Genomic DNA, 22,084 nt, shown 5'->3' on the forward strand with positions numbered 1-22,084 from the left:
AATTTGATCTTTACACTAAAATAATATGTTTTATAATTTACATGGTTTTAAATCTCTTTCAAAACAGACTTTATTTTAATATCTTTATGAATATTAGATTATTATGACTTTATAATTTAAATTATTAATTCTAAAATCAATTATTATGAATTGCAAAGCCAAATACTTTTCTCTAGTTTTATTAAGTAGTTTTATATTGATTTCATGTAAAAAAGAAACGGTTAAAAGTCTTCCTACAACAGATTCAACCTCTATAATAACACATGCCTTACAATCAGATTCGGCCGTAATTAATCCATCCGATACTTTAAATGATTTGGTTGATAAAAGCGTTATTGGAACTCAGTTTTTAACTAAAAGCAGTCTGGCTCCAAGGCTGAAAAAACTATTAGGAGCTGATTATGAGCAAATGGTAAAATATTGGAATACAGAAACGCCTTTTGAAAAACAGGAAAATATCCTGCATGCCTGGGGATGTAAACAACACGACTGCAGTACCTATTCGTATGATCTTTTTATCGACGTAAAAAATAACAAGATAAATGTTTACAAGTTTGAAAAATCTAAGCTAACTATTTTTAAAGAAGATGATTTTGAAATCGAAATTAAAGATAACTTTTTGAAAGATTTGAACGTTAAAAAAGAAAATGTAGAAGTTGAGGGGTAATTGTTAATGGTTGATGGTTGATGGTAAATTGTTAATTGTTAATGGTTAATTGTTAATGGTTGGTGTTTAATGCCTATTTTAATTTTTAATCAAATCTCCCCTGTCATTAAAATATTTTCTTTTACTCCTTTATTTTTGAGCATTCTGAAATGGGAACGCACGGCGTGATAAAAAGGATACGAAGTATAAGGCAGGTTGTATTCTTCTGCGTAACGTCTTATTATTGGGGTGATGTACGGATAATAAGTATGCCCAACACCTGGAAAAAGATGATGTGCAACGTGATGTGTAAATCCGCCGTATAAAAAATTGGCTAGTTTACTATTGGTGCTAAAATCTTTGGTAACTATCATTTGATGTACTGCCCAAGTATCAGAAAGATTTCCTTCTTCATCTGTATTCGGAAAATGAGCATCTTCATCGACATGAGTCGAAACCAAGGCTACTACCCCAAGCGCACTGCCGCACATGTGCATAGACAGCCAGGCAAACAGAACCATATACCAAGGCTGTTTTAAAAGTATCATTGGCAGGAAAAGCAAATAAGCAATATTAATAATCTTGGCCGCAAATAAGCGATAGATTTCTGGTCTCGGAATCTTTTCGACTACTTTTTTTACGTAATTATCTTTGGTACCAAAAAAGTCTTTAAAATCTCGTATATAAATCCAGTTGAGACTATAAAATGGATATATAAACCACATATAAATATGCTGATATTTATGATAATTAAATAATGGACTGTTGGGAAATATTCTAATTATATCGCTTTGTTTGATATCTACATCCCAATCTGGAACATTTGGATATGCATGATGCAGGCTGATATGACGGCGCATCCAGAGCCAGTGATTACTGCCGAAGAGTTCTAAAACATATAAAAACCATTCGTTATGTTTCGGTTTTCTAAACAATGCTCCATGCGCTGCATCATGAAAAGCATTTATAAACAAAACAATCATAGTAATTCCAGACAAAATATAAAATAGAAAAAGCAAATAGGTCTGGTTACCAAAAAGTAAAATACAGCTGTAAAATAGAAAGAAAACAACTAGAAGTCCTAGAGATTTTACAACATTTAATACGTATAAAGATGAATTCTTTAAGACGGTTTCATTCACTTCTAAACGCATCTTTTTAAAAAAATCATCAGTTCCGGGTTTGACATAAACCGGTCGTTTTAATTTTTCCATGTGTATTCTGGCTAGAAATTGTCTATCAAATTTAATAAAAAAAAACTTAATCTACTATAACACATTTATTTAACTATAAACTTTGTAAAATAAAAAAAACCACTCTATTAGAGTGGTTTCAATAATTTTTTTTCAGGTTATTTTGTTAGATATTTTCGGAAAATTATTTTTTAAAACTATTCCTCAAACTTTTTTTCTGCCAGGCGCAATCTAATGGTATGGATACGATCTTCTATTTCTTCTAAATCATTAAGAATATCATGTTTTTCGTAAACCGCCCTGTCTTCATTAACCATATTTTGCTCTTTTTCTGGAGCAAAAAGATCATTCAAATCTACATCTGGGAAGTTTTTACTTAAACTAATAAGGAATTCAGATCCAATATTAGCAGTACCATGTAAATATCTTCCAATCATTACTGGGCTAAATCCTAAAATTTCGCCAACCTCTTTTTGCTTTAATCCTTTAGCTTTAAAGAATTTGCTTAATTTTTCGTTATACATCATTATTTAAATTCAATATAAAATGTACTCAAAATACTTTTTTTAACATAAAAACTTATTTAAAATATAATATTTTTCTTACATTTACATAAATTATAAAAGATTAAGTTATTAATAGCAAATATATGTCAAAATTAATCAAAAACAGCAATTTTAAAGAAGATAATTCTCACAACCTAAAAGCTTACGAATTTATTGACAAGCATTTACCAGTTACCTACGTCGACTTAACTATCGCTTGCCTGCTTAAAAAAGGAAAAACTCCTCCAAGTAAAGCTTTGATTAGAAATGTAAGAAATAAAGCAATATTAAGAAATGACATTTTGCTTGCATTGGTAGAAGTAGCTGCAGAAAATAAAGAGGCAATTGAAAAAATTAAACTTATAACTTCTTAAAAAGATTTCTAACCGAATCTTATGAAAAATAACATTATGATCAACCAGGATATACACAACACAAAAGAAGAATACCAAATCGATTTTACTAATGATCTGCTCAGAAATAAATCTCTTACCCTAGACGATTTAGCAAACCTAAACTTATACGGAATGACTCCTGAACAATATATAGAAGGTGCAGAAATACATTTCAGATGTTTTAATCAGCTTAAAAAAATAGAAGCTGAATTAAATTAAAACTATTTTTTTATTTTGTCTCGAAATTGTTTTTTTTTGGAATGCTGCTAAAAAATGATGTTTTTTTTGATTTAGAAAATTCCCATATTTTCTGGTTTGATTGTAAAGCCTAAACGGAGCATGCTTTTATGTTCCTGATAATCTATTAAACTTTCTGTATATCCCACAAACCATTGCAATGTAATGTAATAATTTTCGTCTTTATAGGGTTTCCAGTTCAGCTGCGTCTGCAGAGAACCATAATTGATGAGTCCGCTTCCTTTTCTAAAAAGAACGTCGGCGCTCCATCTTCCTGGCTGAATCTGATAAGTTGCGCTTGCCTCACCGTAACCGACATATTTGGTTAATCCAGGATTATCTTCTTTATCAACTAGCGGAATCCAGCCTCTAATTCCAACTGTCCATCTGGGAGAAACTTGTGATTTTAATGAAAAGGCAAGCATATTCCAAGTTCTTGAATAGATCGAATCTCTTCCGTTTGATTCGTGTTCCAACGAAATTGTTCCATACGTTAATCTTCCGCCTTTTAAATAAAACGGACGAACGATAGCAACTCCAGGGTTAAAATTAATTTCTGAAAAGGGTTTTGAACTTGCATAAATATCCCAAAATGCTTTTTGAGTGTACATTAGATAAGGAAAAAATCCGCCCCATAAAGGTTTTGAGTTTAGTCGGAGTTTAAAACTAACTTGATATTTTACATCTGCAGAATTTCGTGTAATGGGTTCGCTCAACGGTATACCGGTTAAAAAATAATTATCCTTATGAACAGAAAAACTATGTTCTTTTAACAATGAATCTGCGGCGCGGAAATTTTTTTTCTCTTCTACAATTTGTGAGTTGGATGTGATTGTAAACAATATGAAACAAGTCAATAGGTATTTAAAGTACATTTTTATGATTTAAAGTTGGAGCTTTATTGTAAGCTTTTACACTAATGTACGTTATTTTTACTGAATTTAAAAATTGCTTATTTCAACATTTTTTTATTAGTATTTCTGCTTTTCCAATACAAAAGATACAGGAGTCCCATTAGTATTATTAGGATGTCTATTTTGAAAATCTGCGGTATTCGCATTATATGATCGCTATAGTAGCTTCCTCCTAACAATGCACCAAACCCGATTCCTATTTCCATAGAAATATACATTGTGGCTACTGCTTTGCCGCGGTGTTCTGGATTGCTTAAATCGATTGTCCATGCACTTATTGCTGGAGATAAAATTCCAGTTCCCATTCCGTAAAGTGCTGCGCCTGCTAATAGCATATTTATATGAGTGCCTTCGCTTATTACAAATAATGCAATTGCAGTTACCACTAGTCCTGCTAATATGACATTCGTTCTTCCGTGTCTGTCAGAAACTTTTCCAGCTCCAAATCTTATCAAGACAGATGCTACTGTAAAGGCTGTAAAAAATATTCCTTTATTCTGTGCTCCCAAATGTTCGCTCCAATCTGGAATCAATGTCAAAATTAAACCATAGGCTGTATAAGAAAAGAAAGTGATGATTCCTGCAGGAAGTGCCCCAACATCTATAATATCTTTTCGACCGATATAAAACATAGATCTATGAAGTTTTTCTTTTGTTGCTAAAGTTTCTTTCATGTTCATTACAATCACAATAGAAAGAAAGGCAAGAAATGACGAACCATAAAACATAACATCAATTCCATAAGCATTTACGACCCAGCCGCCTAATGCAGGTCCTAAAGCACCACCAATACTAAAACATAAACCATGCAAACCTAATGCTTCGCCCCAGCGCTCCTGCGGAATAATATCTGCTACATAAGCAGAAGTCGCAGTAGGCTTAAATCCGGTTGAAAAACCATGAACTAAACGCAAAAGTAAAAATCCAGAAACTGAACTTAAGATGGGATATAAAAACCCGCAGATCAAGCAAACAACAGATCCTACAGCCATTACAGGAACGCGTCCCCATTTATCGGTTAGTTTTCCGCTAAAAGGCCTCGAAATTGCTGCTGTTAAAGTAAATAATGAAATAATTAATCCTTTATATTCTGCTCCTCCTAGACTACTTAAATAACTTGGAAGTTCTGGAATTATCATATTAAAACTTGACGAGAACAAAAGCGAGCTCATGCAAAGCAGAATGAATTGAAGCGTATAAATAGATTTTTTATTTTGTGACATTATCAGGCTGTTAGAATAATTGCTGCGAAGCGAAGAATGGAATAAATCGCAGGCTGCAAATATACTTTTCTATTCTGAAAAAGCTTTTAATAAATCTTCTAAAAATTGCTTTCAATTTCAATCAATTTAAAAAAAAGAAAAGCCACTCAAAGGAGTGGCTATTTGCGAACGCAGAAGGATTCGAACCCCCGACCGTTCCCGACTGAAGTTGGGAGACTCTAACCAGCTGAGCTATGCATTCGTAATAAATTTTCGAGTTACTTACATCATAAAATATAAAGCTCTCTGTAGTACTTCGAGCTGTTTTTTGGCCATTTTTGATTTTACAAATTTGTTCTGAGATAATTTTGGAAGCAACGATGAAGACTTTTTAAAGCATACTTTTAAATCTTCAAAAATTTCTGTTTTTGACTTTGAGGCATCTATTAAAATTAAATCTTTAATCTCTTCTATTCTAGATAAGCTGTTATAGAGATGTTTACTAAATAAGCAAACCATAGAATTTGTATTTATTCCGTCTAATTCGAAAAAATCTACTAATTCAGAATATTCATAAACTACAAAGACAGAATGATCAAAACCTCCCGATTTATTTTCATTTTTCAACAAGAAGGAATCTTCAGAAAAGTCAAATTCACTCTTGAACTTTCTTTTGAACATTTTTAAAAAAATACCTTTATTATCGCGAACTAAAACTTTTTCTTTTTTAATCATCTCTCAAGATTTAGCATTTTTATCCTTATTTATAATAGATTATACTTCAACAACATAAAACACGAAAATCCCTTATATTCTCATATCGGGACTTTAATTAAAATCATATATAGTTTTTACAAAATAAGTACTGTTCATTTTTAGCTGACTTGTAGAATGAAGAATACATACGAGCAAAAACATGTATGCAAATGGCTCAATCGCAATGCTATTAAGCCTCAAATAGGATTTGGGAGCTTTTTAAAGTTGTATAAAGAAGGTTAGATGTATTGGGTATTTCCATTAAAGAAAACAGAATATATAACATCTTGGAGATAAGGGAGATTTAAAAGTTTTTATATGAATTAAGAACACGAATCATATAAGGAAAAATATTCCTCAATAGTCAGGACTATAAAAGGAACTTAAATAAGCAACAGGCGTAGAGGTAATTTCAAAAGGGATGAGCTCGACATTTTATCGAGCTCATTATTAACTTCATCATAAAATTATTTAAGTTTTTGACATCGTTTATTTACACTTGATAATAAGTATCTAGATCTAAATAATTAGACTCCAACATTTAAGTTTTGAGTTTCAGACGGACTGTAATTTTTCAGTTTTTTAATTTTATCGTTTAATTTCAAAACTCGATCCAATTGCTTTTGTTGGATCGTGTATTTAGTATAATATTTATACCACTCTTTTCCAATAAAAAAGGTTGTCACAGAAACTCCTGTGAGTAAACCAATAAGGTAATTAGTCATGTCCATAATTTCTTCTATTTAAGTTTATTAGTTTATTTTTTTGGTTTATTTATTTTATAATTTTTAAAAAGCATTTTTATCTCCTTTTAAGGTTACAATAACTGTTAGAAAGCAAATTTTGATATCCTTAATCAGACTCCAGCGCTGTACGTATTCAATATCTGTTGTAACACGGCGTTTCATATCTGATACTTTCTTAGTTTCGCCTCTAAGGCCCGAAACTTGGGCCAGACCTGTAATTCCTGGTTTAACAAAATGACGTACCATAAAATTATTGATATGGTCATTATAGTCAGATGTGTGCTTAATCATATGAGGGCGCGGCCCTACGACACTCATATTTCCTATCAAAACATTAAAGAACTGCGGCATTTCGTCTAAACTGGTACGGCGGATAAATTTTCCTATTGGCGTTACTCTGCTGTCTCCTTTTTGTGCCTGCTGGGTTTCGTCTCCCATATTGACATACATGCTTCGGAATTTATAACACCAAAAATGCTGGTTCTTTTTACCCGTTCGCATTTGTTTGAATAAAACTGGTCCTTTACTTTGTTTTTTAATTAAAAAAGCTAACAAAGGATACAGCCAGGACAAGATGAAAACAATAACCAAAATACTGAAAGCTAGATCAAATATTCTTTTTGCTAATCTATTATAAGCATTTTGTAAAGGCTCAAAACGGGGCTTGATAACATGAAAATTATTTTAAATGAGTTGAGTTAAAGTGTTTTTTTGAAATTGATGAAAAATCGGGTACAAATTTCAAACGCATACAATGCTTGTCACCAAGCTCAAAGAAATAATTCAAATCTGAAATAAAATCAGGTTTAGTAACTATGTACAATTCATTTATATTATTTTCAGATGCATTATGAATGGCGTCGCAAAGTGCCAAGGAAAAATCTTCATTACTTGTGTATTCTACAGACGAATTTTCGTTAAGAATACCCACAAAATTTATGAAGAATGAATTGTTTTCTAAATGAGAAGCCAATTCGATACTTGTTTTATTAAAGCCCCATATTGCAACTGTATATTGCTTAAAAACCCAGCCTTTTATTTTTCCTATAACTACTGTAAACAAAATTCTGGAAAACAAAAAGTAAGACAGTAAAAAACTCAACTGTATTAAATTTGCCTTGCTTCCAAAGAAGTACAAAACGTCATCCTGAAAAATGAAAATATAACTGTGCCATAATATTCTTTGTGTAAAGAAAGCACGCCAGCTGTTTCTAAAAAATTCATCTAAACTAAAAAGAACGTCTACTCGATACAATTGAAAATAAGTAACTGAAAACAACCAGCTTAAAATTGTAATCGGAATCATTTTATTTAGAAATAATCCATTCCAACCAATATTTTCTTCAGTTGCAAAATTCAAAAATATCATAGTCCCTAAAACCATCGCAATCATATCTACAATGGCGCAGCACATTATGAAAGTAAATTTATGTCTGTTTCGCATTTCTTATCTTTTTCAATAAATTGTAACACAATGCTCCTATTAAACTTCCAACGATTCCATAAAAAATATCCATCAAATCGGGGCTTCTTCTCTGGATCAAAAACTGTCCTCCCTCAGCTATACATACTATTATTGTTGCGATCCCAATATTTTGTATGAAATTCAAATTTTTGCTGTTATATTCACTCTGTTCCGTATAGATTTCCAACAAGAAACCTACAGCTAAAAAAGGAACAGCAGTACGCAAATTATAATAATGGTTACTCCAGTTCAAAAGCCATCTTGGCAGATAGGTTTCTCCCCCAAAACCAGGATCAGACAGCCACGAAAAATAAAAAACGGCACCAATAACAAAGAGCAATAGCAATAGAACTATTTTATGAAACATTTTATATTATTTAATTTTAGTAAATGGCTTTGTATTGCTTAAGCGCCTTTTACAGCAAGACTTCTTTTATACCAAGGTTTCTTTACTTTTGCTTCTTGATACTGGTAGCCGTAGCTTACGCCATAACCGTATCCGTATGCCGTTTTCATGTTTACGCCGTTTATAACAATTCCGACATTTTTTAATTGTTCTTTTTTAATAAAATTACTTACCTGGACTAAATTGCTTTTATCTGTATAATCGTATTTTACTACAAAGACTGTTACGTCTGCCAAATGACTAAAATTCAGTGTATCAGAAACTATTTGCACAGGAGCCGTATCTAGAATGATGTAGTCATAAATTTTTCTAGCTTCTTCAATCAAGGAATCAAAATTAGAATTGGTTATTAATTGAGAAGGATTTGGCGGTGTTTCTCCTGCAAACAAGACGTCTAAGTTGGTAGAAAAATTATTGTCTTTCTGCAAAAATTCTTTCCAGTCGTCTGCTTTATTAGCTAAGAAATTAGAGAGTCCTAATACGTTTCTATTGATACTAAAATAATCGTGTAATTGAGGATTTCTTAAATCGACTCCAATAAGCAGCACTTTTTTATTGAGATTACTAATTGTTATGGCATTATGAAAAGCACAGAACGATTTTCCTTCTCCCTGAATAGATGACGTAAACAGGATTACATTTCCTTTACTTTCCTTATTTCTGGGCAGCAGATAGGATATATTTGACATTAAGGCTCGTGATGCTTCTGCAATCAGCGAACGAGAAGTAGCCGTGTTATCCAGTTTTTCGCTTATATTTATTTTAGGAATATGTCCCAAAATTGGAATGTCGGCAATTACCTTTTGAATATCCTCTTCGTTGTGAATTTTGGTATCTAAGAATAATCTAAGATATGTGAACCCGAAAGGAATAAGTAAACCAAACATAAAAGCTCCTAACATAAATGCTTTTGGCTGCGGAAAAATTGCCGAATAATTGGTTTCAGGAGCATTTAAAGTTTTTAGGTTTGATTCTAAAATTGCGCCGTTTAAAACTGCTTCTTCTTTCTTTTGCAATAATGCCACATAAGTTTCTTCTTTCATATTAAGATTGCTATTGATATTACCCAATACTTTATCTTTTGTAGGAATGCTTTTTACTTTTGCTTCGGCAATACTTTGTTCTGATTTATTTGCTCTACTATTTTGAATAAGAAAGTTTAAATAACCTTCCAGCGTATTTAATATTTCTTGTTTTTGAACCTTTAACTGGGTCATTAAACTAATATACGCAGGATTATTTTTTTGTGCTCTTTCTAAGATCAGCTGGCTGTCCATTAGTTTTGCATTGTAATTTACAAGCATCTGATTAACAGCTGGAGAATCTAAATTATAACCTGTACCCAAAGTTTGTGCAACGCCAGATTGTTTAATATCGTTAATCGCAAAATTGGTAAGTGTTATTTGACGTTCGTTGAGCATAGAACTCTCTTTTGTCTGGCTTCTATCGGCTGTTTTTTCAACGATGTAATTGTCCATTACCCCGATATCATTATTTTGCAGGTATTTTTCTTTTACACTTTCTATAGAATCTTTTTCTTTGGTGAAATTTTTTATCCTTTGATTTAAATAAGAAACCGTATTACTAAATACTTTTTGCTTGTTGATGACAATATTTTTATCCAGCAACGTGATCATCTCGTTTAATATTTTTCTGGAACGATCTGGACTTGAACCTGTGTGTTGTAATTCTATTACTCCTTGTGCTTTTTCGTCAGATAAAACAATAAGCGCTTCTTTCAGATTTTTTAAAGCTATATCTGTCGGTTCAATTTTTACCTTATAATCATTCTCAAAATAATAGGCTGGATTCTTTTTTGCTTTTGCAGATAATTGAATTTTAAATGGCAGTCCATACACTGGTTCATTGCTTTGATATCCTTTAATTCTGAAACTTTTTTCTGCAGCTGGATCTGTTACCGTAAATCCTTCTTTGTCTATTTTAATTTCATAGGTAACTTGTGGCAGTGAATCTCTAGAAACTGTTGGAATCAAAACAAAAGGAACTTCATTTATATAATTATTTTGTACAGTGTATGCTTTTTCAAAATAGCTGAAATTTAAATTCAAATTCTTTACTACACCCAACAAAAACTCATTGGAAGTCATCAGTCTAATTTCGTCTTCTAAATTATCCTCACTACTTTTTTTGTCTGTACTGATGGTAATTATTTTGGTTTTGTCTTCTTGTTTTTTATCAATAAAGATCGTAGCCGAAGTTTCGTATGTTGGCGGCGTTATTTTTATGAAAATATAAGCAGCACCTACAAATACAATTAAGCTAAGTAAAAACCAAGGCCAATACTGAAAATACTTTAAAAATTCTTTTTTAAAATCCATAACCATTTAATTAATTAGCAATTCTATTACTCTATTTTTTACTTGTAAATTTTACTTTGCAATTACTATAATCAGCGCTGCCAGAGAAGCAACTATTCCGATTAATTGCAATGGATCTTTGATTACCCCGCCGCTATTTGCTTTGAGTTTATTTGGCGTTACAACAATAACATCGTTTTGTCTGATTCTGAAATTTGGATTCGACATCCAAGAAGCGGTTGTCAAGTCAATATGATATACCAAACGTTTTCCTTCTGATTCTCTAATCAGTTGTATATCTGTACGAATTGCCGAATAAGTCAAGTCTTTTGCCAGTCCGATTGCGTCAAGTAAGCTTATAGATTCTTCGCTAAAAGCTATAACACCTGGAGAATTTACTTCTCCCAAAATGGTAAATTTATTATTGAGGACTCTTACCTGAACGGTTGGATTTACCAAATAATTCTCACTGATCAGACGTTCTTTTATTTTGACTTCGACATTGGCTGGAGTTAATCCGCCAACCTTAACTTCATTTAAAATCGGCATCATAATCGTTCCTTGCGGATTAACCAAATATCCTGATAACCTCATCATTTCTACAGAAGTCTGCGAATTATTGGTTCCGTTATTAATATTAAAGGGTGCAGCAACTAAAGGATTTAGATCACCAACATCAATTTTTAAAATATCATTTGGCTGAATTTTAGGAGATGTATAATTAATCGTCGTGTTTGCATATTTATCTAAATCTTGCAAATACAACATTTGTTTCTTGGTCGTACAAGACTGAAGCATCATTAAAAGCAATAAAATTATTGAAAAGGAAATCTTTTTCATGTTAATCATATTATATATTAGTATTCTTAATCTAAATTTCGTGAATCAAAATTCTGCTGATGACTTACACTTCTTTTAAAACAAATGGATCATTGTTAATGAACGATGTACTGCCTTAAAGCGATTGTTTTCTTCAAAAAAACAGTTCCAATTGCTGCTAAACCATGAAATTTATAAATCTTATAATCTTCTTGTAAAACTTCAAAAGCGCGTTTAAAACTAGTGCTCATTCCTCCCATTCTCATCTTAACGATATAAGAATCGATATAACTCATCTTAATTTTATATTTGTACAAATAGCGAAGTAAGAATTCTGTATCTGAAGCAATTTTAAAATCCAGATTGTACAAACCGTGTTTATCGATTATACTTTTCTTTAGATAAACAGTAGGATGCAATGGCAGCCAGCCTTCTTTAACTTTTTTAATACTGAAAACACCTCCTATTCGGTCTCTAATTAATCGTTCCTGCATATCATTCGAAACATAAACTCCATCGCCGTAAACGCCGTCGATGTTTGGTTCATATTCAAAACGAGCTGCAATTCTGGTTAGAGCCTTTTTATCATAAAATTCATCATCAGAATGCATCAATCCAATAACGTCTCCTGTTGCCAGTTTAAGTCCTTTATTTATGGCATCATACATTCCTTTATCTGGTTCAGAAATGAACTGAGTTATTTTATCACTATAAGAGGAAATAATTTCTTTGGTTCCGTCTGTAGAGTTCCCATCAACGATTATATATTCTACATCATGATAATTTTGAGACAATACACTTTTAATCGCTTTTTCGATTGTATTTTTACGATTGTAACAAACTGTGATTATGGTAATTCTCATAATAATTATATTTTAAGGTGAAAATCTTTCATAATTATAAGGTAAAGCTAAAACAAAAGAATACTACTAAAAAAAGTTCTCGACGAAGCACCGTAATCCTCGTTAAAACCCAAAAAAATGAAGTTTAGGTCTTAGAAATGAGCGATATATGTCCTTAATCAGGAAATTTAGGGAAGAAATTAGCAGCGATAATTTATGTTTTTAGTAAAAAACAGAAGAAGCTGTTTGTTGATTTAACAATAGCTTGTCAAAATAGTTAATTGTAGAAACCAAACCTTCTCTAAGCTGGATTTTAGGTTCCCAATTATTAAGTTTATTTTTTGCCAGAGAAATATCCGGCTGTCTTTGTTTTGGATCGTCTTGCGGAAGTTCGAGATGAATTATTTTTGATTTAGAATCTGTCAAGTCAATAATTGCCTGAGCCAGTTCCAGCATCGTAAACTCATTTGGGTTCCCTAAATTTACAGGTCCTAAAAATTCAGGAGCAGAACCCATCATTCTAATCATGCCTTCGACTAAATCATCAACATATTGAAAAGAGCGGGTTTGCAGTCCATCTCCAAAAATTGTAATGTCTTTTCCCTGTAATGCTTGTACAATAAAATTGGAAACCACTCTCCCATCTGCAGGATTCATATTGGGTCCGTAGGTATTAAAAATTCGAATAATTTTAATCGCTACTTTATTTTGATTGTGATAATCCATAAATAAGGTTTCGGCGCAGCGTTTTCCTTCGTCATAGCAGGAACGAATCCCAATTGGGTTGACATGTCCCCAATAATTTTCGGTTTGAGGATGCACAAGCGGATCTCCATATACTTCACTTGTACTGGCCTGCAATACTTTAGCATTAATGCGTTTGGCTAATCCAAGTACATTAATTGCTCCCATTACAGACGTTTTTATGGTTTTAATGGGATTGTATTGGTAATGTACAGGAGATGCAGGACAGGCAAGATTGTAAATTTCATCAACCTCAGCATAATACGGTTCTGTAATATCATGTCGCACCATTTCAAAATACGGATTATCCAACAGCTCAATAATGTTAGATTTTGCTCCAGTAAAATAATTGTCCAAGCAAATTACTTCGTTTCCTTCATTCAATAATCTTTTACATAAATGTGAACCTACAAATCCAGCTCCTCCAGTTATCAGTATTCTTTTCATATATTCTATTTATTTTTGATTAAATCAATTTTTGTCTGAATTTGAAAAAAGTAATGTGACTTAAAACGTGCCAGATAAAACCCTTCTTTTCCGTCTAAAAAACCTAATTTTAAAAAGTAAGCACCAAAAAAATAAACAACAGGAAGTAATCCTGTATTGAGGAGTCCGTATTTAATTTTTTGATTTAAGGATAAAAGAGTGTTCTTAGATTGTTTAAGCTGTAAATACCTTTGTGCTTCCCAAGTCGAGTAAGCATTGTGTTTGTCAATGTAATGTTCTAGATTTTTGAAATCTTTATGGATAACTTTGGCATCAATAATACCAACTTTGCCTTCTATAATAGGATGTTCATGCACTTCCATATCCAAATGGCTCCATAAATCTTCATCGATTTTTTCGTAGGCTCCTTTTGATTTTTTAAAAAGTGCCGATTTTTTAAATCCATAACCATATCTCAGTTTTCTGCCCATAAAATAGTTTTCAAATTGAATGGTAAAACCATTATAAGCAGGATCTTGGGTTTTAGTTTCTACTTCGTTCACAAATTCTTCGGTTACAAATTCGTCAGCATCTAAAAACAAAATCCATTCGTTGAGAAGGTTTGCATTTTGAAGTGCCCAATTTCTTTTTTTTGGGAATTTACCATTCCATTGAAATTGCAATACTTCGGCTCCCATAGCTTTTGCTATATCTATAGTATCATCGGTGCTACCTGAATCTACTACAATTACTTGAGAAAATCGCTTTAATTTGCCCAGACATGAGGGTAAATTTTGAGCTTCGTTCTTAACAGAAACGATTACGGAAATTGGAATTTTATTCAAAGCTTCTAGATTTTATTAATTTGGCAGGATTTCCTGCTACGATAGTATTTTTCTCGACATTTTTGGTTACTAAACTTCCTGCGCCTACAATTGCATTTTCGCCAACTGTTACGCCAGGCATTATAAGTGCTCGTGCTCCTATAAAAACTCCTTTATGAATTGTTATTTTTTTGGTAATCAAATTCATTGACGGATTATCAAAAGCGTGGGTTCCAGTACACAAATACACTTCCTGCCCTACTGTGGCGTGCTCAAATATTTCTACAATGCCAAGCGTGTAGGCGTTGGCGCGATCTCCCAGACAAGCATGATCGTGAAGAATTAGATTCCACGGAATTTGAATTCTCGCTCTTTGGTGCACAAATGGTTTTCCGTAAATTTTACAGCCAAATAATTTGAGCCAAAATAATCTCCAGGCATTAGCCGGTTTTGGAGTCCAGACACAAAATAATAACCAAACATATTCCCAAACTATCATTTTAATTCGCTGCGTTACCGACCATGGTGAATCGTAAGGCGAATTTTGTGAGTATTCTTGTTCCATTATTGTTATTATTTGATTTTCATAGACTCAAATTCGTTTAAGAACTCAACGGCTAATTTTTCGTTAGAATGAGTCTCGTTTACCTTTAAGCCTGCTCTTGCTAAATCATTTAGCTGTGACGGGTTATTGATTAAATCTTTAAGGTATTGATTCAAAATTTCAACTCTTTTCTCCACACGATGATCGAAACACAAACCGTTTTTATTATGAATTAAAAAATCTTTGAAACAATCTAAATTGGAAACTATTGTTGCACAGCCCCAGCTCATGGCTTCTAATGGGGAGACTCCAAATGTTTCGCCTTTTTCTGCTACTGAAGGATAGACAAATACGGAAGCTTTGGAGTACATTTCGTTTAATTTGTCCATATCAAAAATAGGTTCCAGAAATCTCACATTACTGTCTTTTGCCAGCTGTTTTAGTTCTTCTAAATAAGCTTCTCCGCCTCCTCCGGTTTCTGTAGAATAAGGTCCTACAATAAGCAGCCTCCAGTCGTTTGTGTCTAAAGAGGCAAAAGATTTAATTAAAATATCTAAACCTTTTTCAGGATGAATTCGCCCTGTGTATAGTATTATTTTTTCCTTTTTTGAAAAATCAACAGCTTTTGTATTTCTAAAAGGCAGTGTATTAGGTATCATTACCACTTTATCAAAATACTCTTTTTTGATTTCGTCTTTTATTGCTTTTGCAACTGGGGTTGAATTTGCACGTAATCTGGAATTTTTGGTATAAAATCTCATTTGCCCTTTAGGCATTCTAGACACATCAATCATACATTTTTTCTTTTGATTCGATGGTAAGAGAATCGGCAGCCAAAAAGTATTAGAAATAATTACATCTGTATTATTTGCTATTTTGCGAACGGCTTTTAAAGTGTAAAAGAGATCTAAAATTTTAAGAATAATTCCAGAAGAGGGAACTTTGTAACCTTTAACCCTAACGTGATTGATTCCGCCTTCGCTTTCAACATTTAAAAATCCTTCGTACGATTTTGATATGTAATTTACCTCATGACCTTGATTAACAAATTCTTTTGCCAAACCGTACCACATTTTTTCTACAGCACCGCCCAATAATGGCGGAACGGGGAAAAAAGCGCCTTGAACTATTGTTATTTTCATTGCCTTACATAGTTTTATATAATTCGACCATTTTCTTTCCTACTGTTTTTATGTCGTATTTATCTATTATTAATTCTCTGCCATGTTTTCCCATCATTTCTAAGAGCATGTTTGAAGAATTAAAAACTTTAAGCAAAGTCTTTTCTAAATTTGTAACCGATAAATCAATCCACCACCCGCATTTGTGTATTTCCAAATCTTCCCACGGCGTACCGTGCGTTGTTATTACTGGAACGGCTACTGCCAGTGCTTCGGCGACAACAATTCCGAAATTTTCGCTGTGAGTTGGAAGAACCATTACATCTGCAGATCGTAAAAAATCCCATTTGTCTTCTCCGTATTTTGCCCCTACAAAACGGACATTTTTTAAATCCTCGACGCTCTTAATTAAGTTTGTTACGTATTCTTCTTCACCAGTACCTGCAATTTCTAGCGTCCAGTCTTCTGTATTACTTGTTCTCCAAGCATCTATCAGTAATTCTACACCTTTTTTAGGATGAATTCTTGACATGAATATCATCTTTTTGGTTCCATATTTTTCCTTGATTTTTTTGACATCTCTTAAATAAATGCCGTTTGGAATAATATGAATTGGATTTTTAAACCCTAATGCTTTAATATTTTCAGCTTCCATATCAGCGGTTGCGTGAAGGCAAACCGATTTATTTATGGCATGTTTTTGATATAAAAAAAGAGCTATTCTTTTTTTCAGCGGATTATGAGCCAGAATCCAAGGCTCCAGCATTCCGTGAGGAGAAACGATTACTTTGATTCCCAATTTTTGAGCTGTTTTTTGAAAGATCCAGTTTTGAGGGCTCCAAATTCCGTTGATGTGTACAATATCTGGTTTTTCGTTTTCAAGAAAAATGCGGTACTCATTTGCCAAAGAAAACCAGCGTAATAAACTGTTATTGAAAAATTTAATTGAAACTCCCTCGATAGAAATAGGATCTTTGGACATTCCTGTAGCGATGCTAAACGAAGTATCGTTTTTTAATGCTTTGCTTAACAAACGCATATATTCTGTAGTGCCGCCGCCGCTTTTATCGATACTGGCTATATAGTGAATTACTTTCATACAATTTGATTAATTTCTTTATAAACAACTTCAATAGCATTTAAAGAATGTTCGGTGGTAAATTTTTGAGATTGTTTTAATGATTTCTCTATCAATTCCTTCATTTGAAGTGTATCCAGAGTAATCAATCTTTCTAAAATTTTTGCCGAATCTTCTTTCCATTTTTTTAAATGCAATTCATCATTAGGTCTTTTGTCAATATAAAAAGCTGCTGGTCCGCCCACTTCGTTCATAGGAGATCTGTTAGTGGTTATGACTGGACAATCCGAAGCCATTGCTTCGATTATAGGCCATCCAAAACCTTCGTCAAGAGAAGGAAACAAAAGACAAACAGCCCCAGAATATGCATTGTTAATATATTCATCAGATAAATTACTAACAAAATGAATATCTTCTTTATAAGGTGATTTTTGATGTAAATCAGACAATTCCTCTGAAGGTTCTGAGCCTATTAAAAGCAGCGGAATCTTTTTTTTACTTATTCCGCGCCAGAAATCATATATTTCTATTACGCCTTTTCTGTTTTTATAATATTGATTTCCACCAATATGCATAATATATCCATCTGTCAATTCTATATTTAATTTAGCTTTCAATAAATTGCGGGATTCAATTGGAGATAACGGATGAAATGCACGATTTAATCCATTGTAACATACTGCAGAGTTCACAATTTTGCCTTGATGTAACTCGTGCAGATCTTCTTGTGTTTTTTTTGAAATTGAAATAAAATTTTTCCCTTGTGAAAAGCCATTTCTAATGTAATTTTGATATTTCTTACCTGAAAATGATGTTGGATTTTCAGGAATATTCCCTAAAGCCGATTTCAAGGCTAAAAAATCATGACAGTGCACTACATGTTTTTTATTTTTTACCAAAGGAACCCAAGGTCCTAAAGCCTGATCTGTAAATACAAAAAGAGTATCTTTTGAAGCTCCCAGCAGTTTGAACCTTACTTCTAGCGGAAAAATAATGTATTGGTCTACATACCCTAACCACTTTTTTAAAGACTTAGAACTTGGAAGTTTGTAAAATCGAGCTTTCGGACTCCAAATTTCTACTTCATGGTCTCTTTTCTGTCATTCCGTTGAACAGCATATTAGCATAACGGGGCATGCTTTGGTGATCTAAAAAAGAAGGATGTGCAAAAAGAACAATTTTCATTTATTCGGTTTTCGGTTTGATATTTATACTTGCTACTAATAAACCTGTAGCAACTACCGCGCAGCCCAGCATACTTGGCTGTGCCCATTGGCCTTGAGTAATCATAAATAAAGCCGTTCCGCAAAATGTTACCGGCAGTAATTTGTATACACTTGGTAATTTAATTGATTTTAAAAACAGACTGATTGCTAAAACCAATCTTAAAACAATAAGGCCGCCGCCCAGAATCAGTCCTTGTTCTCCTCCGACTCGATTCAATTCTCCTTCAGAAACTAAGAAATCTCTTTTTCCTACTAACATTTGTGCACCAGCATTGGTTCCCATTCCGAGATTGCCCACAAATAAAGGTGCTTTTAATAATGAAACTATTGGCTCGGTAAATCCTGATATTGCTCTGGTAAAAAAAGAATCTTTCATACCGCCGCCCTGAGTATTTGCGGTTTCGACACGGCTCATAAAAACTTCTGTTCCTAAACTAAAAATTGTTGTCGTTTTTTGTAAAACAGTAAATAAAACAAAGATTACTACAACAGTAAATGCCAGTCTAATTATCGATTTAACACTTGTAGAGGAACCTAAAAAAGTAAATAAACCTACTAATATTACACCTCCAACCGAAGTTCTGCTTACTGTAAGAGGCAAAGCAATCAGCAAGGCGATGGTGCTCGAAATAAGCAGAATCTTAGAACAGGCTTCTTTAGACATCCAAAAATAAAAGACAAAAACAGAAACTAAAATATAATAAGCCGATAATCCCGTTGTAAAAGAAAATGTCCCTGATGGACGAAAATATCCCATCGAACCAGAAAAACCTGCACTTCCTTCTCCTCCAACTCCAATATTAATAAATGCAGTCTGCGGACTTATAAATTGAAAATAAACGATTAAGGTTACCAGAATATTTATTGCCAGCATCACACGTCCGAATTTCAATATGTCTTCTTTTTTAAAAACTTCTCCAATTATAAAAATCAAAGGAAAATGAAGCAGCATAATTCTTGCGCCGTAAAGTCCTACGAAAAGATTTTCATGTCCAAAAGTCAATGTTACAGCCAATCCTAAAAGCGTAAAAATGCTGCTTAAAACCACATAGCCGTTTACAAATTTTACATGCAGATAAAAGGCCCGCAGGATAATGTAAACTGCAATTGGATCACGCACTACTAATAAAGGTGTTGCCAAACTTGGCAAAATCCATTTACGCAAAGCACCTTCAAAAATCCATAGTAAAAAATAAAGCCATATCGCTATTTTTATAGATTTGTAATTTGGTGCTGCTATTTCGTTTGTTATATCCATTTATCCCAATTTTTTATAAAACTCAAGGAAGAAAGCGCCTCCGCCATTTCTTTTCCATATACCGACCAAGGTCTGGTCTTCGCTTTATTTTGTGCTGCGATCCCAAATTGTTCTACTAATTCAGGTTTCTCTAGTATTTTAGAAATTACTTCTTTTAATGCTTTTGAAGAGCCTGCTGGTACAATCCAGCCGTCTTCGCCGTCTTTTATTAAATCTGGTCCTGCTGTGCGATCGGTTGTAATTACTGGAATTCCCTGCGACATTGCTTCTGTAATTACTAATCCAAAACCTTCAAAAAGAGAAGGAAATACAAATACATCGTGTTCTCTCATACAGGCCAGCACTTGATCATGAGATAAGGACGGAATCCATTTGTGTTTTTCTAATTCTCGGTTGAGTGCATTACAATTCGGTACAGCTTTTTGTCCTACAATTGTCAACTCTACTTTGTCTTGCAATCCTTCCACAGCTTCAAACAAATAAGAAAGTCCTTTTCTCTGTGATAAGCCTCCTATAAATAGCACTTTAAGCTTTCTATTAACAAGCGGCGGATATTTCTTTTCTGCTGTAACTTCTGGAAATCCATACGGAATCACTTTTATTTCTGCTAAGTCTCCAGAATATTCTTCCAGCGTTTTTTTGGTAAAACTGCTGGCTACAAAAATGATGTCTGCTAAAGCCAGTTCTTGATCTTTTTTATTTAGTTTTTTTAAAGAGTCATTAAAACCTGTAAGTGTACTTGACCAGTCTGGATTAATAATAAATTCCTTTTGCATTAATGATCGAGAACTTTTCCAATACCCAATAGGAAGGTCGTAAATACAATAAAGTCCTAATTGTTTTGCTTCTATAAAAGTTGAAAGTGCTCCATCTTCATAAGCATAAACGCCAGATAATCCTTGTTTTTTGGCTTTCGCTAAAGTATTGGCTACCCAATTATCGTGTTTTTGATAAATTCTGTCAATACAGAAAAATCCTTTTTCGTGTGTGATTAAAAAGTCTAATTTGAATTTTGAAGTCAGCAGACGTCCAAACTCAAAAAAAGATTTTGAACGTGTATAAGGCTGCCAGGCTGTATCTAAACTTCTTCTTTTTAAATCTTTTAACTTCGGATTATTGCCTAACTTATATAATAATTGACCCGGAAATATTGCAATTGAGGTAAATAATTTAAAAAGCTGCTGCTCTTTTAATAACCCATTGATCAAATTTTTTGAATTTGCATTTAAGGTCGGATGTGAGACCAGCACTTTCATGATATAGAAATTGAATTAATAAATTGTGATGCCATGCCGTTTAAATCAGAAACCTCAAGATTCATTGGAACTATATTCAAATTATTTTTTTCGTACTTAATGATTTGCGGTATAGTATATTGTCCTTGAGTTGGTGTCCAGTTTCTAGAAACACAAATCGTATTTATTTGATGTTCTTTGTAGGCTGCATAAACGCCGCTTTTTTCTGTCTGGAAATAAGGTGTTGTTGAAATTCCAAAATCACTGTCTAAGAGTACTTGCGATATTACATTTTCAGCTTGTATTCCTAGAACTTCATACTCTATATTATAATTTTGTAATATCTTGGTGCAGTTCGTTAGCTGAGGACCATTGTTCCCAATAAAAACAAATTTTAGAGGCTTACTAAATGTATTTGAAGTTTTCATCAAATCATCAACAAAATCTTTAAAAGGAGCTCCGTTATGAATCGTACCAAACAAAACAAACTGTGTAAATTCCTGCGTTTCTTTTTTCACAGCTGTCAGCGGTATGTTGCCGCAAATTGGCAGTACTTCTGCTGTAATATTTTGTGATTGAAGAAAGAATTGGTATAATTTATTTTGGGTATTAATCGAATGCGTTTTAGTATTATGAACTATTTTCTTGGCTATTACCTGTTGCAATTTGCCAATAACTTTGTGCCTGATTGAAGATTCTGAATCTATTCCTAACCACAACTCATGAAACATAATATGCCACTTATGATTTCCTCTTATTTTTTTTAAATAAGAAGGCAGCCAAAATGGTAATCCTTTCGGATTAAAACTGTACGGTACATATTGTAAAGAAATCCAATCGGGTTCTAAATCTTTTATAACACTTTGCAGTAAAACTAAGCGCTCATTATGATCTGCGATTACAGGAATTCTATGAACTGTAACTGGAGTTTGTTCTGCAATTTGATTTTCAGTAGTAAAAAAAGTAATCTGCTGATCGCATAAGGCTAAAATCTGAGCTTGATGGCCAGATCGTATCAGCATGCCGCATAAACGGCGAGTATAATCGCCTACGCCGTCATTGCCAATTTCGGCAGAACCGCAAATGAAGAGAATATCCATTTTTTGATTTTAATTATGAATTATAGAATCATCAGGTTTAATAA

Annotated in this window: 24 protein-coding genes and 1 tRNA gene; 3 read left to right on the top strand and 22 right to left on the bottom strand. The window is 33.0% G+C overall.

The window, feature by feature from the left end:
* The first annotated feature begins 145 nt into the window (after positions 1-145).
* Positions 146-667, top strand: coding sequence for a hypothetical protein (locus QE431_RS15045; protein WP_134140119.1), 522 nt, complete (start codon positions 146-148; stop codon positions 665-667).
* Positions 668-756: 89 nt separating this feature from the next.
* Here QE431_RS15045 and QE431_RS15050 read toward each other — a convergent pair whose 3' ends face one another.
* Both QE431_RS15050 and QE431_RS15055 read right to left on the bottom strand, forming a co-directional pair.
* Positions 757-1,860 (bottom strand): acyl-CoA desaturase, encoded by a 1,104-nt coding sequence (locus QE431_RS15050; protein WP_307297338.1) that lies wholly within the window; start codon positions 1,858-1,860, stop codon positions 757-759.
* A gap of 176 nt (positions 1,861-2,036) precedes the next feature.
* Positions 2,037-2,366, bottom strand: coding sequence for a helix-turn-helix domain-containing protein (locus tag QE431_RS15055; protein WP_082586781.1), 330 nt, complete (start codon positions 2,364-2,366; stop codon positions 2,037-2,039).
* 122 nt (positions 2,367-2,488) lie between these two features.
* Here QE431_RS15055 and QE431_RS15060 point away from each other — a divergent pair, with 122 nt between their 5' ends.
* Both QE431_RS15060 and QE431_RS15065 read left to right on the top strand, forming a co-directional pair.
* On the top strand, positions 2,489-2,758 hold the full coding sequence (locus QE431_RS15060; RefSeq protein WP_057116512.1) for a hypothetical protein: 270 nt from the start codon (positions 2,489-2,491) through the stop codon (positions 2,756-2,758).
* Between the two features lie 21 nt (positions 2,759-2,779).
* Positions 2,780-2,998, top strand: coding sequence for a hypothetical protein (locus tag QE431_RS15065; RefSeq protein WP_057116513.1), 219 nt, complete (start codon positions 2,780-2,782; stop codon positions 2,996-2,998).
* 71 nt (positions 2,999-3,069) lie between these two features.
* On the opposite strand, the gene QE431_RS15070 is transcribed toward QE431_RS15065, so the two are convergent.
* The 20 genes from QE431_RS15070 to QE431_RS15165 all read right to left on the bottom strand — a co-directional run bounded on the left by QE431_RS15070 (position 3,070) and on the right by QE431_RS15165 (position 22,040).
* Positions 3,070-3,891 (bottom strand): phospholipase A, encoded by an 822-nt coding sequence (locus QE431_RS15070; RefSeq protein WP_057116514.1) that lies wholly within the window; start codon positions 3,889-3,891, stop codon positions 3,070-3,072.
* Between the two features lie 77 nt (positions 3,892-3,968).
* Positions 3,969-5,153, bottom strand: a complete 1,185-nt coding sequence (locus QE431_RS15075; RefSeq protein ID WP_307297345.1) for an MFS transporter — start codon at positions 5,151-5,153, stop codon at positions 3,969-3,971.
* A 165-nt stretch (positions 5,154-5,318) separates the two neighbouring features.
* A tRNA-OTHER gene (locus tag QE431_RS15080) sits at positions 5,319-5,394 on the bottom strand.
* 20 nt (positions 5,395-5,414) lie between these two features.
* Complete coding sequence (locus tag QE431_RS15085) at positions 5,415-5,867, bottom strand: hypothetical protein (protein WP_307297346.1); 453 nt, start codon at positions 5,865-5,867, stop codon at positions 5,415-5,417.
* Between the two features lie 548 nt (positions 5,868-6,415).
* Entirely contained in the window at positions 6,416-6,613 is a 198-nt protein-coding gene (locus tag QE431_RS15090; protein ID WP_057116517.1) for a hypothetical protein, read from the bottom strand.
* Positions 6,614-6,676: 63 nt separating this feature from the next.
* Entirely contained in the window at positions 6,677-7,303 is a 627-nt protein-coding gene (locus tag QE431_RS15095; RefSeq protein ID WP_307300558.1) for a sugar transferase, read from the bottom strand.
* Positions 7,304-7,313: 10 nt separating this feature from the next.
* Positions 7,314-8,078, bottom strand: coding sequence for a hypothetical protein (locus QE431_RS15100; protein WP_307297351.1), 765 nt, complete (start codon positions 8,076-8,078; stop codon positions 7,314-7,316).
* The gene (locus QE431_RS15105) at positions 8,062-8,466 is read right to left on the bottom strand and encodes a VanZ family protein (protein ID WP_057116519.1); all 405 of its coding nucleotides are present in this window, start codon (positions 8,464-8,466) and stop codon (positions 8,062-8,064) included. The genes QE431_RS15100 and QE431_RS15105 overlap by 17 nt, the downstream gene beginning before the upstream one ends.
* 38 nt (positions 8,467-8,504) lie before the next feature.
* Positions 8,505-10,844 carry a polysaccharide biosynthesis tyrosine autokinase gene (locus QE431_RS15110; RefSeq protein ID WP_307297353.1) on the bottom strand — a complete coding sequence of 780 codons (2,340 nt, stop codon included), beginning with the start codon at positions 10,842-10,844 and terminating at the stop codon, positions 8,505-8,507.
* A gap of 51 nt (positions 10,845-10,895) precedes the next feature.
* The gene (locus QE431_RS15115) at positions 10,896-11,663 is read right to left on the bottom strand and encodes a polysaccharide biosynthesis/export family protein (RefSeq protein ID WP_157848507.1); all 768 of its coding nucleotides are present in this window, start codon (positions 11,661-11,663) and stop codon (positions 10,896-10,898) included.
* A gap of 95 nt (positions 11,664-11,758) precedes the next feature.
* Complete coding sequence (locus QE431_RS15120; RefSeq protein ID WP_057116522.1) at positions 11,759-12,505, bottom strand: glycosyltransferase family 2 protein; 747 nt, start codon at positions 12,503-12,505, stop codon at positions 11,759-11,761.
* Between the two features lie 201 nt (positions 12,506-12,706).
* A complete protein-coding gene (locus QE431_RS15125) occupies positions 12,707-13,675 on the bottom strand; it encodes a UDP-glucuronic acid decarboxylase family protein (RefSeq protein ID WP_057116523.1) in 969 nt (322 codons plus the stop codon).
* Between the two features lie 5 nt (positions 13,676-13,680).
* Positions 13,681-14,499: a glycosyltransferase family 2 protein gene (locus QE431_RS15130; protein WP_057116524.1), complete on the bottom strand. Its 819-nt coding sequence runs from the start codon at positions 14,497-14,499 to the stop codon at positions 13,681-13,683.
* Complete coding sequence (locus QE431_RS15135; RefSeq protein WP_057116525.1) at positions 14,492-15,043, bottom strand: DapH/DapD/GlmU-related protein; 552 nt, start codon at positions 15,041-15,043, stop codon at positions 14,492-14,494. The genes QE431_RS15130 and QE431_RS15135 overlap by 8 nt, the downstream gene beginning before the upstream one ends.
* 8 nt (positions 15,044-15,051) lie before the next feature.
* Positions 15,052-16,164, bottom strand: coding sequence for a glycosyltransferase family 4 protein (locus QE431_RS15140; RefSeq protein ID WP_307297361.1), 1,113 nt, complete (start codon positions 16,162-16,164; stop codon positions 15,052-15,054).
* 4 nt (positions 16,165-16,168) lie between these two features.
* The gene (locus QE431_RS15145; RefSeq protein ID WP_057116527.1) at positions 16,169-17,242 is read right to left on the bottom strand and encodes a glycosyltransferase; all 1,074 of its coding nucleotides are present in this window, start codon (positions 17,240-17,242) and stop codon (positions 16,169-16,171) included.
* The gene (locus QE431_RS15150; protein ID WP_307297365.1) at positions 17,239-18,096 is read right to left on the bottom strand and encodes a glycosyltransferase; all 858 of its coding nucleotides are present in this window, start codon (positions 18,094-18,096) and stop codon (positions 17,239-17,241) included. The genes QE431_RS15145 and QE431_RS15150 overlap by 4 nt, the downstream gene beginning before the upstream one ends.
* 310 nt (positions 18,097-18,406) lie before the next feature.
* A complete protein-coding gene (locus tag QE431_RS15155; RefSeq protein WP_307297368.1) occupies positions 18,407-19,705 on the bottom strand; it encodes a hypothetical protein in 1,299 nt (432 codons plus the stop codon).
* Entirely contained in the window at positions 19,696-20,961 is a 1,266-nt protein-coding gene (locus QE431_RS15160) for a glycosyltransferase family 4 protein (RefSeq protein ID WP_307297371.1), read from the bottom strand. The genes QE431_RS15155 and QE431_RS15160 overlap by 10 nt, the downstream gene beginning before the upstream one ends.
* Positions 20,958-22,040 carry a glycosyltransferase gene (locus QE431_RS15165; RefSeq protein ID WP_307297373.1) on the bottom strand — a complete coding sequence of 361 codons (1,083 nt, stop codon included), beginning with the start codon at positions 22,038-22,040 and terminating at the stop codon, positions 20,958-20,960. Before QE431_RS15165 ends, QE431_RS15160 begins: the two co-directional genes overlap by 4 nt.
* Positions 22,041-22,084 lie beyond the last annotated feature (44 nt).

The organism is Flavobacterium sp. SORGH_AS_0622 (assembly GCF_030818825.1).
In the GTDB taxonomy this organism is placed as follows: domain Bacteria; phylum Bacteroidota; class Bacteroidia; order Flavobacteriales; family Flavobacteriaceae; genus Flavobacterium.

What these genes read in the sequence shown, in the direction of transcription:
- QE431_RS15135 (WP_057116525.1), bottom strand. Translation starts at nt 15,043, where the DNA reads ATGGAACAAGAATACTCACAAAATTCGCCTTACGATTCACCATGGTCG.
- QE431_RS15050 (WP_307297338.1), bottom strand. Translation starts at nt 1,860, where the DNA reads ATGGAAAAATTAAAACGACCGGTTTATGTCAAACCCGGAACTGATGAT.
- QE431_RS15085 (WP_307297346.1), bottom strand. Translation starts at nt 5,867, where the DNA reads ATGATTAAAAAAGAAAAAGTTTTAGTTCGCGATAATAAAGGTATTTTT.
- QE431_RS15140 (WP_307297361.1), bottom strand. Translation starts at nt 16,164, where the DNA reads ATGAAAATAACAATAGTTCAAGGCGCTTTTTTCCCCGTTCCGCCATTA.
- QE431_RS15090 (WP_057116517.1), bottom strand. Translation starts at nt 6,613, where the DNA reads ATGACTAATTACCTTATTGGTTTACTCACAGGAGTTTCTGTGACAACC.
- QE431_RS15145 (WP_057116527.1), bottom strand. Translation starts at nt 17,242, where the DNA reads ATGAAAGTAATTCACTATATAGCCAGTATCGATAAAAGCGGCGGCGGC.
- QE431_RS15105 (WP_057116519.1), bottom strand. Translation starts at nt 8,466, where the DNA reads ATGTTTCATAAAATAGTTCTATTGCTATTGCTCTTTGTTATTGGTGCC.
- QE431_RS15110 (WP_307297353.1), bottom strand. Translation starts at nt 10,844, where the DNA reads ATGGATTTTAAAAAAGAATTTTTAAAGTATTTTCAGTATTGGCCTTGG.
- QE431_RS15055 (WP_082586781.1), bottom strand. Translation starts at nt 2,366, where the DNA reads ATGATGTATAACGAAAAATTAAGCAAATTCTTTAAAGCTAAAGGATTA.
- QE431_RS15155 (WP_307297368.1), bottom strand. Translation starts at nt 19,705, where the DNA reads ATGGATATAACAAACGAAATAGCAGCACCAAATTACAAATCTATAAAA.
- QE431_RS15120 (WP_057116522.1), bottom strand. Translation starts at nt 12,505, where the DNA reads ATGAGAATTACCATAATCACAGTTTGTTACAATCGTAAAAATACAATC.
- QE431_RS15125 (WP_057116523.1), bottom strand. Translation starts at nt 13,675, where the DNA reads ATGAAAAGAATACTGATAACTGGAGGAGCTGGATTTGTAGGTTCACAT.
- QE431_RS15100 (WP_307297351.1), bottom strand. Translation starts at nt 8,078, where the DNA reads ATGCGAAACAGACATAAATTTACTTTCATAATGTGCTGCGCCATTGTA.
- QE431_RS15075 (WP_307297345.1), bottom strand. Translation starts at nt 5,153, where the DNA reads ATGTCACAAAATAAAAAATCTATTTATACGCTTCAATTCATTCTGCTT.
- QE431_RS15045 (WP_134140119.1), top strand. Translation starts at nt 146, where the DNA reads ATGAATTGCAAAGCCAAATACTTTTCTCTAGTTTTATTAAGTAGTTTT.
- QE431_RS15160 (WP_307297371.1), bottom strand. Translation starts at nt 20,961, where the DNA reads ATGAAAGTGCTGGTCTCACATCCGACCTTAAATGCAAATTCAAAAAAT.
- QE431_RS15070 (WP_057116514.1), bottom strand. Translation starts at nt 3,891, where the DNA reads ATGTACTTTAAATACCTATTGACTTGTTTCATATTGTTTACAATCACA.
- QE431_RS15060 (WP_057116512.1), top strand. Translation starts at nt 2,489, where the DNA reads ATGTCAAAATTAATCAAAAACAGCAATTTTAAAGAAGATAATTCTCAC.
- QE431_RS15165 (WP_307297373.1), bottom strand. Translation starts at nt 22,040, where the DNA reads ATGGATATTCTCTTCATTTGCGGTTCTGCCGAAATTGGCAATGACGGC.
- QE431_RS15065 (WP_057116513.1), top strand. Translation starts at nt 2,780, where the DNA reads ATGAAAAATAACATTATGATCAACCAGGATATACACAACACAAAAGAA.
- QE431_RS15115 (WP_157848507.1), bottom strand. Translation starts at nt 11,663, where the DNA reads ATGAAAAAGATTTCCTTTTCAATAATTTTATTGCTTTTAATGATGCTT.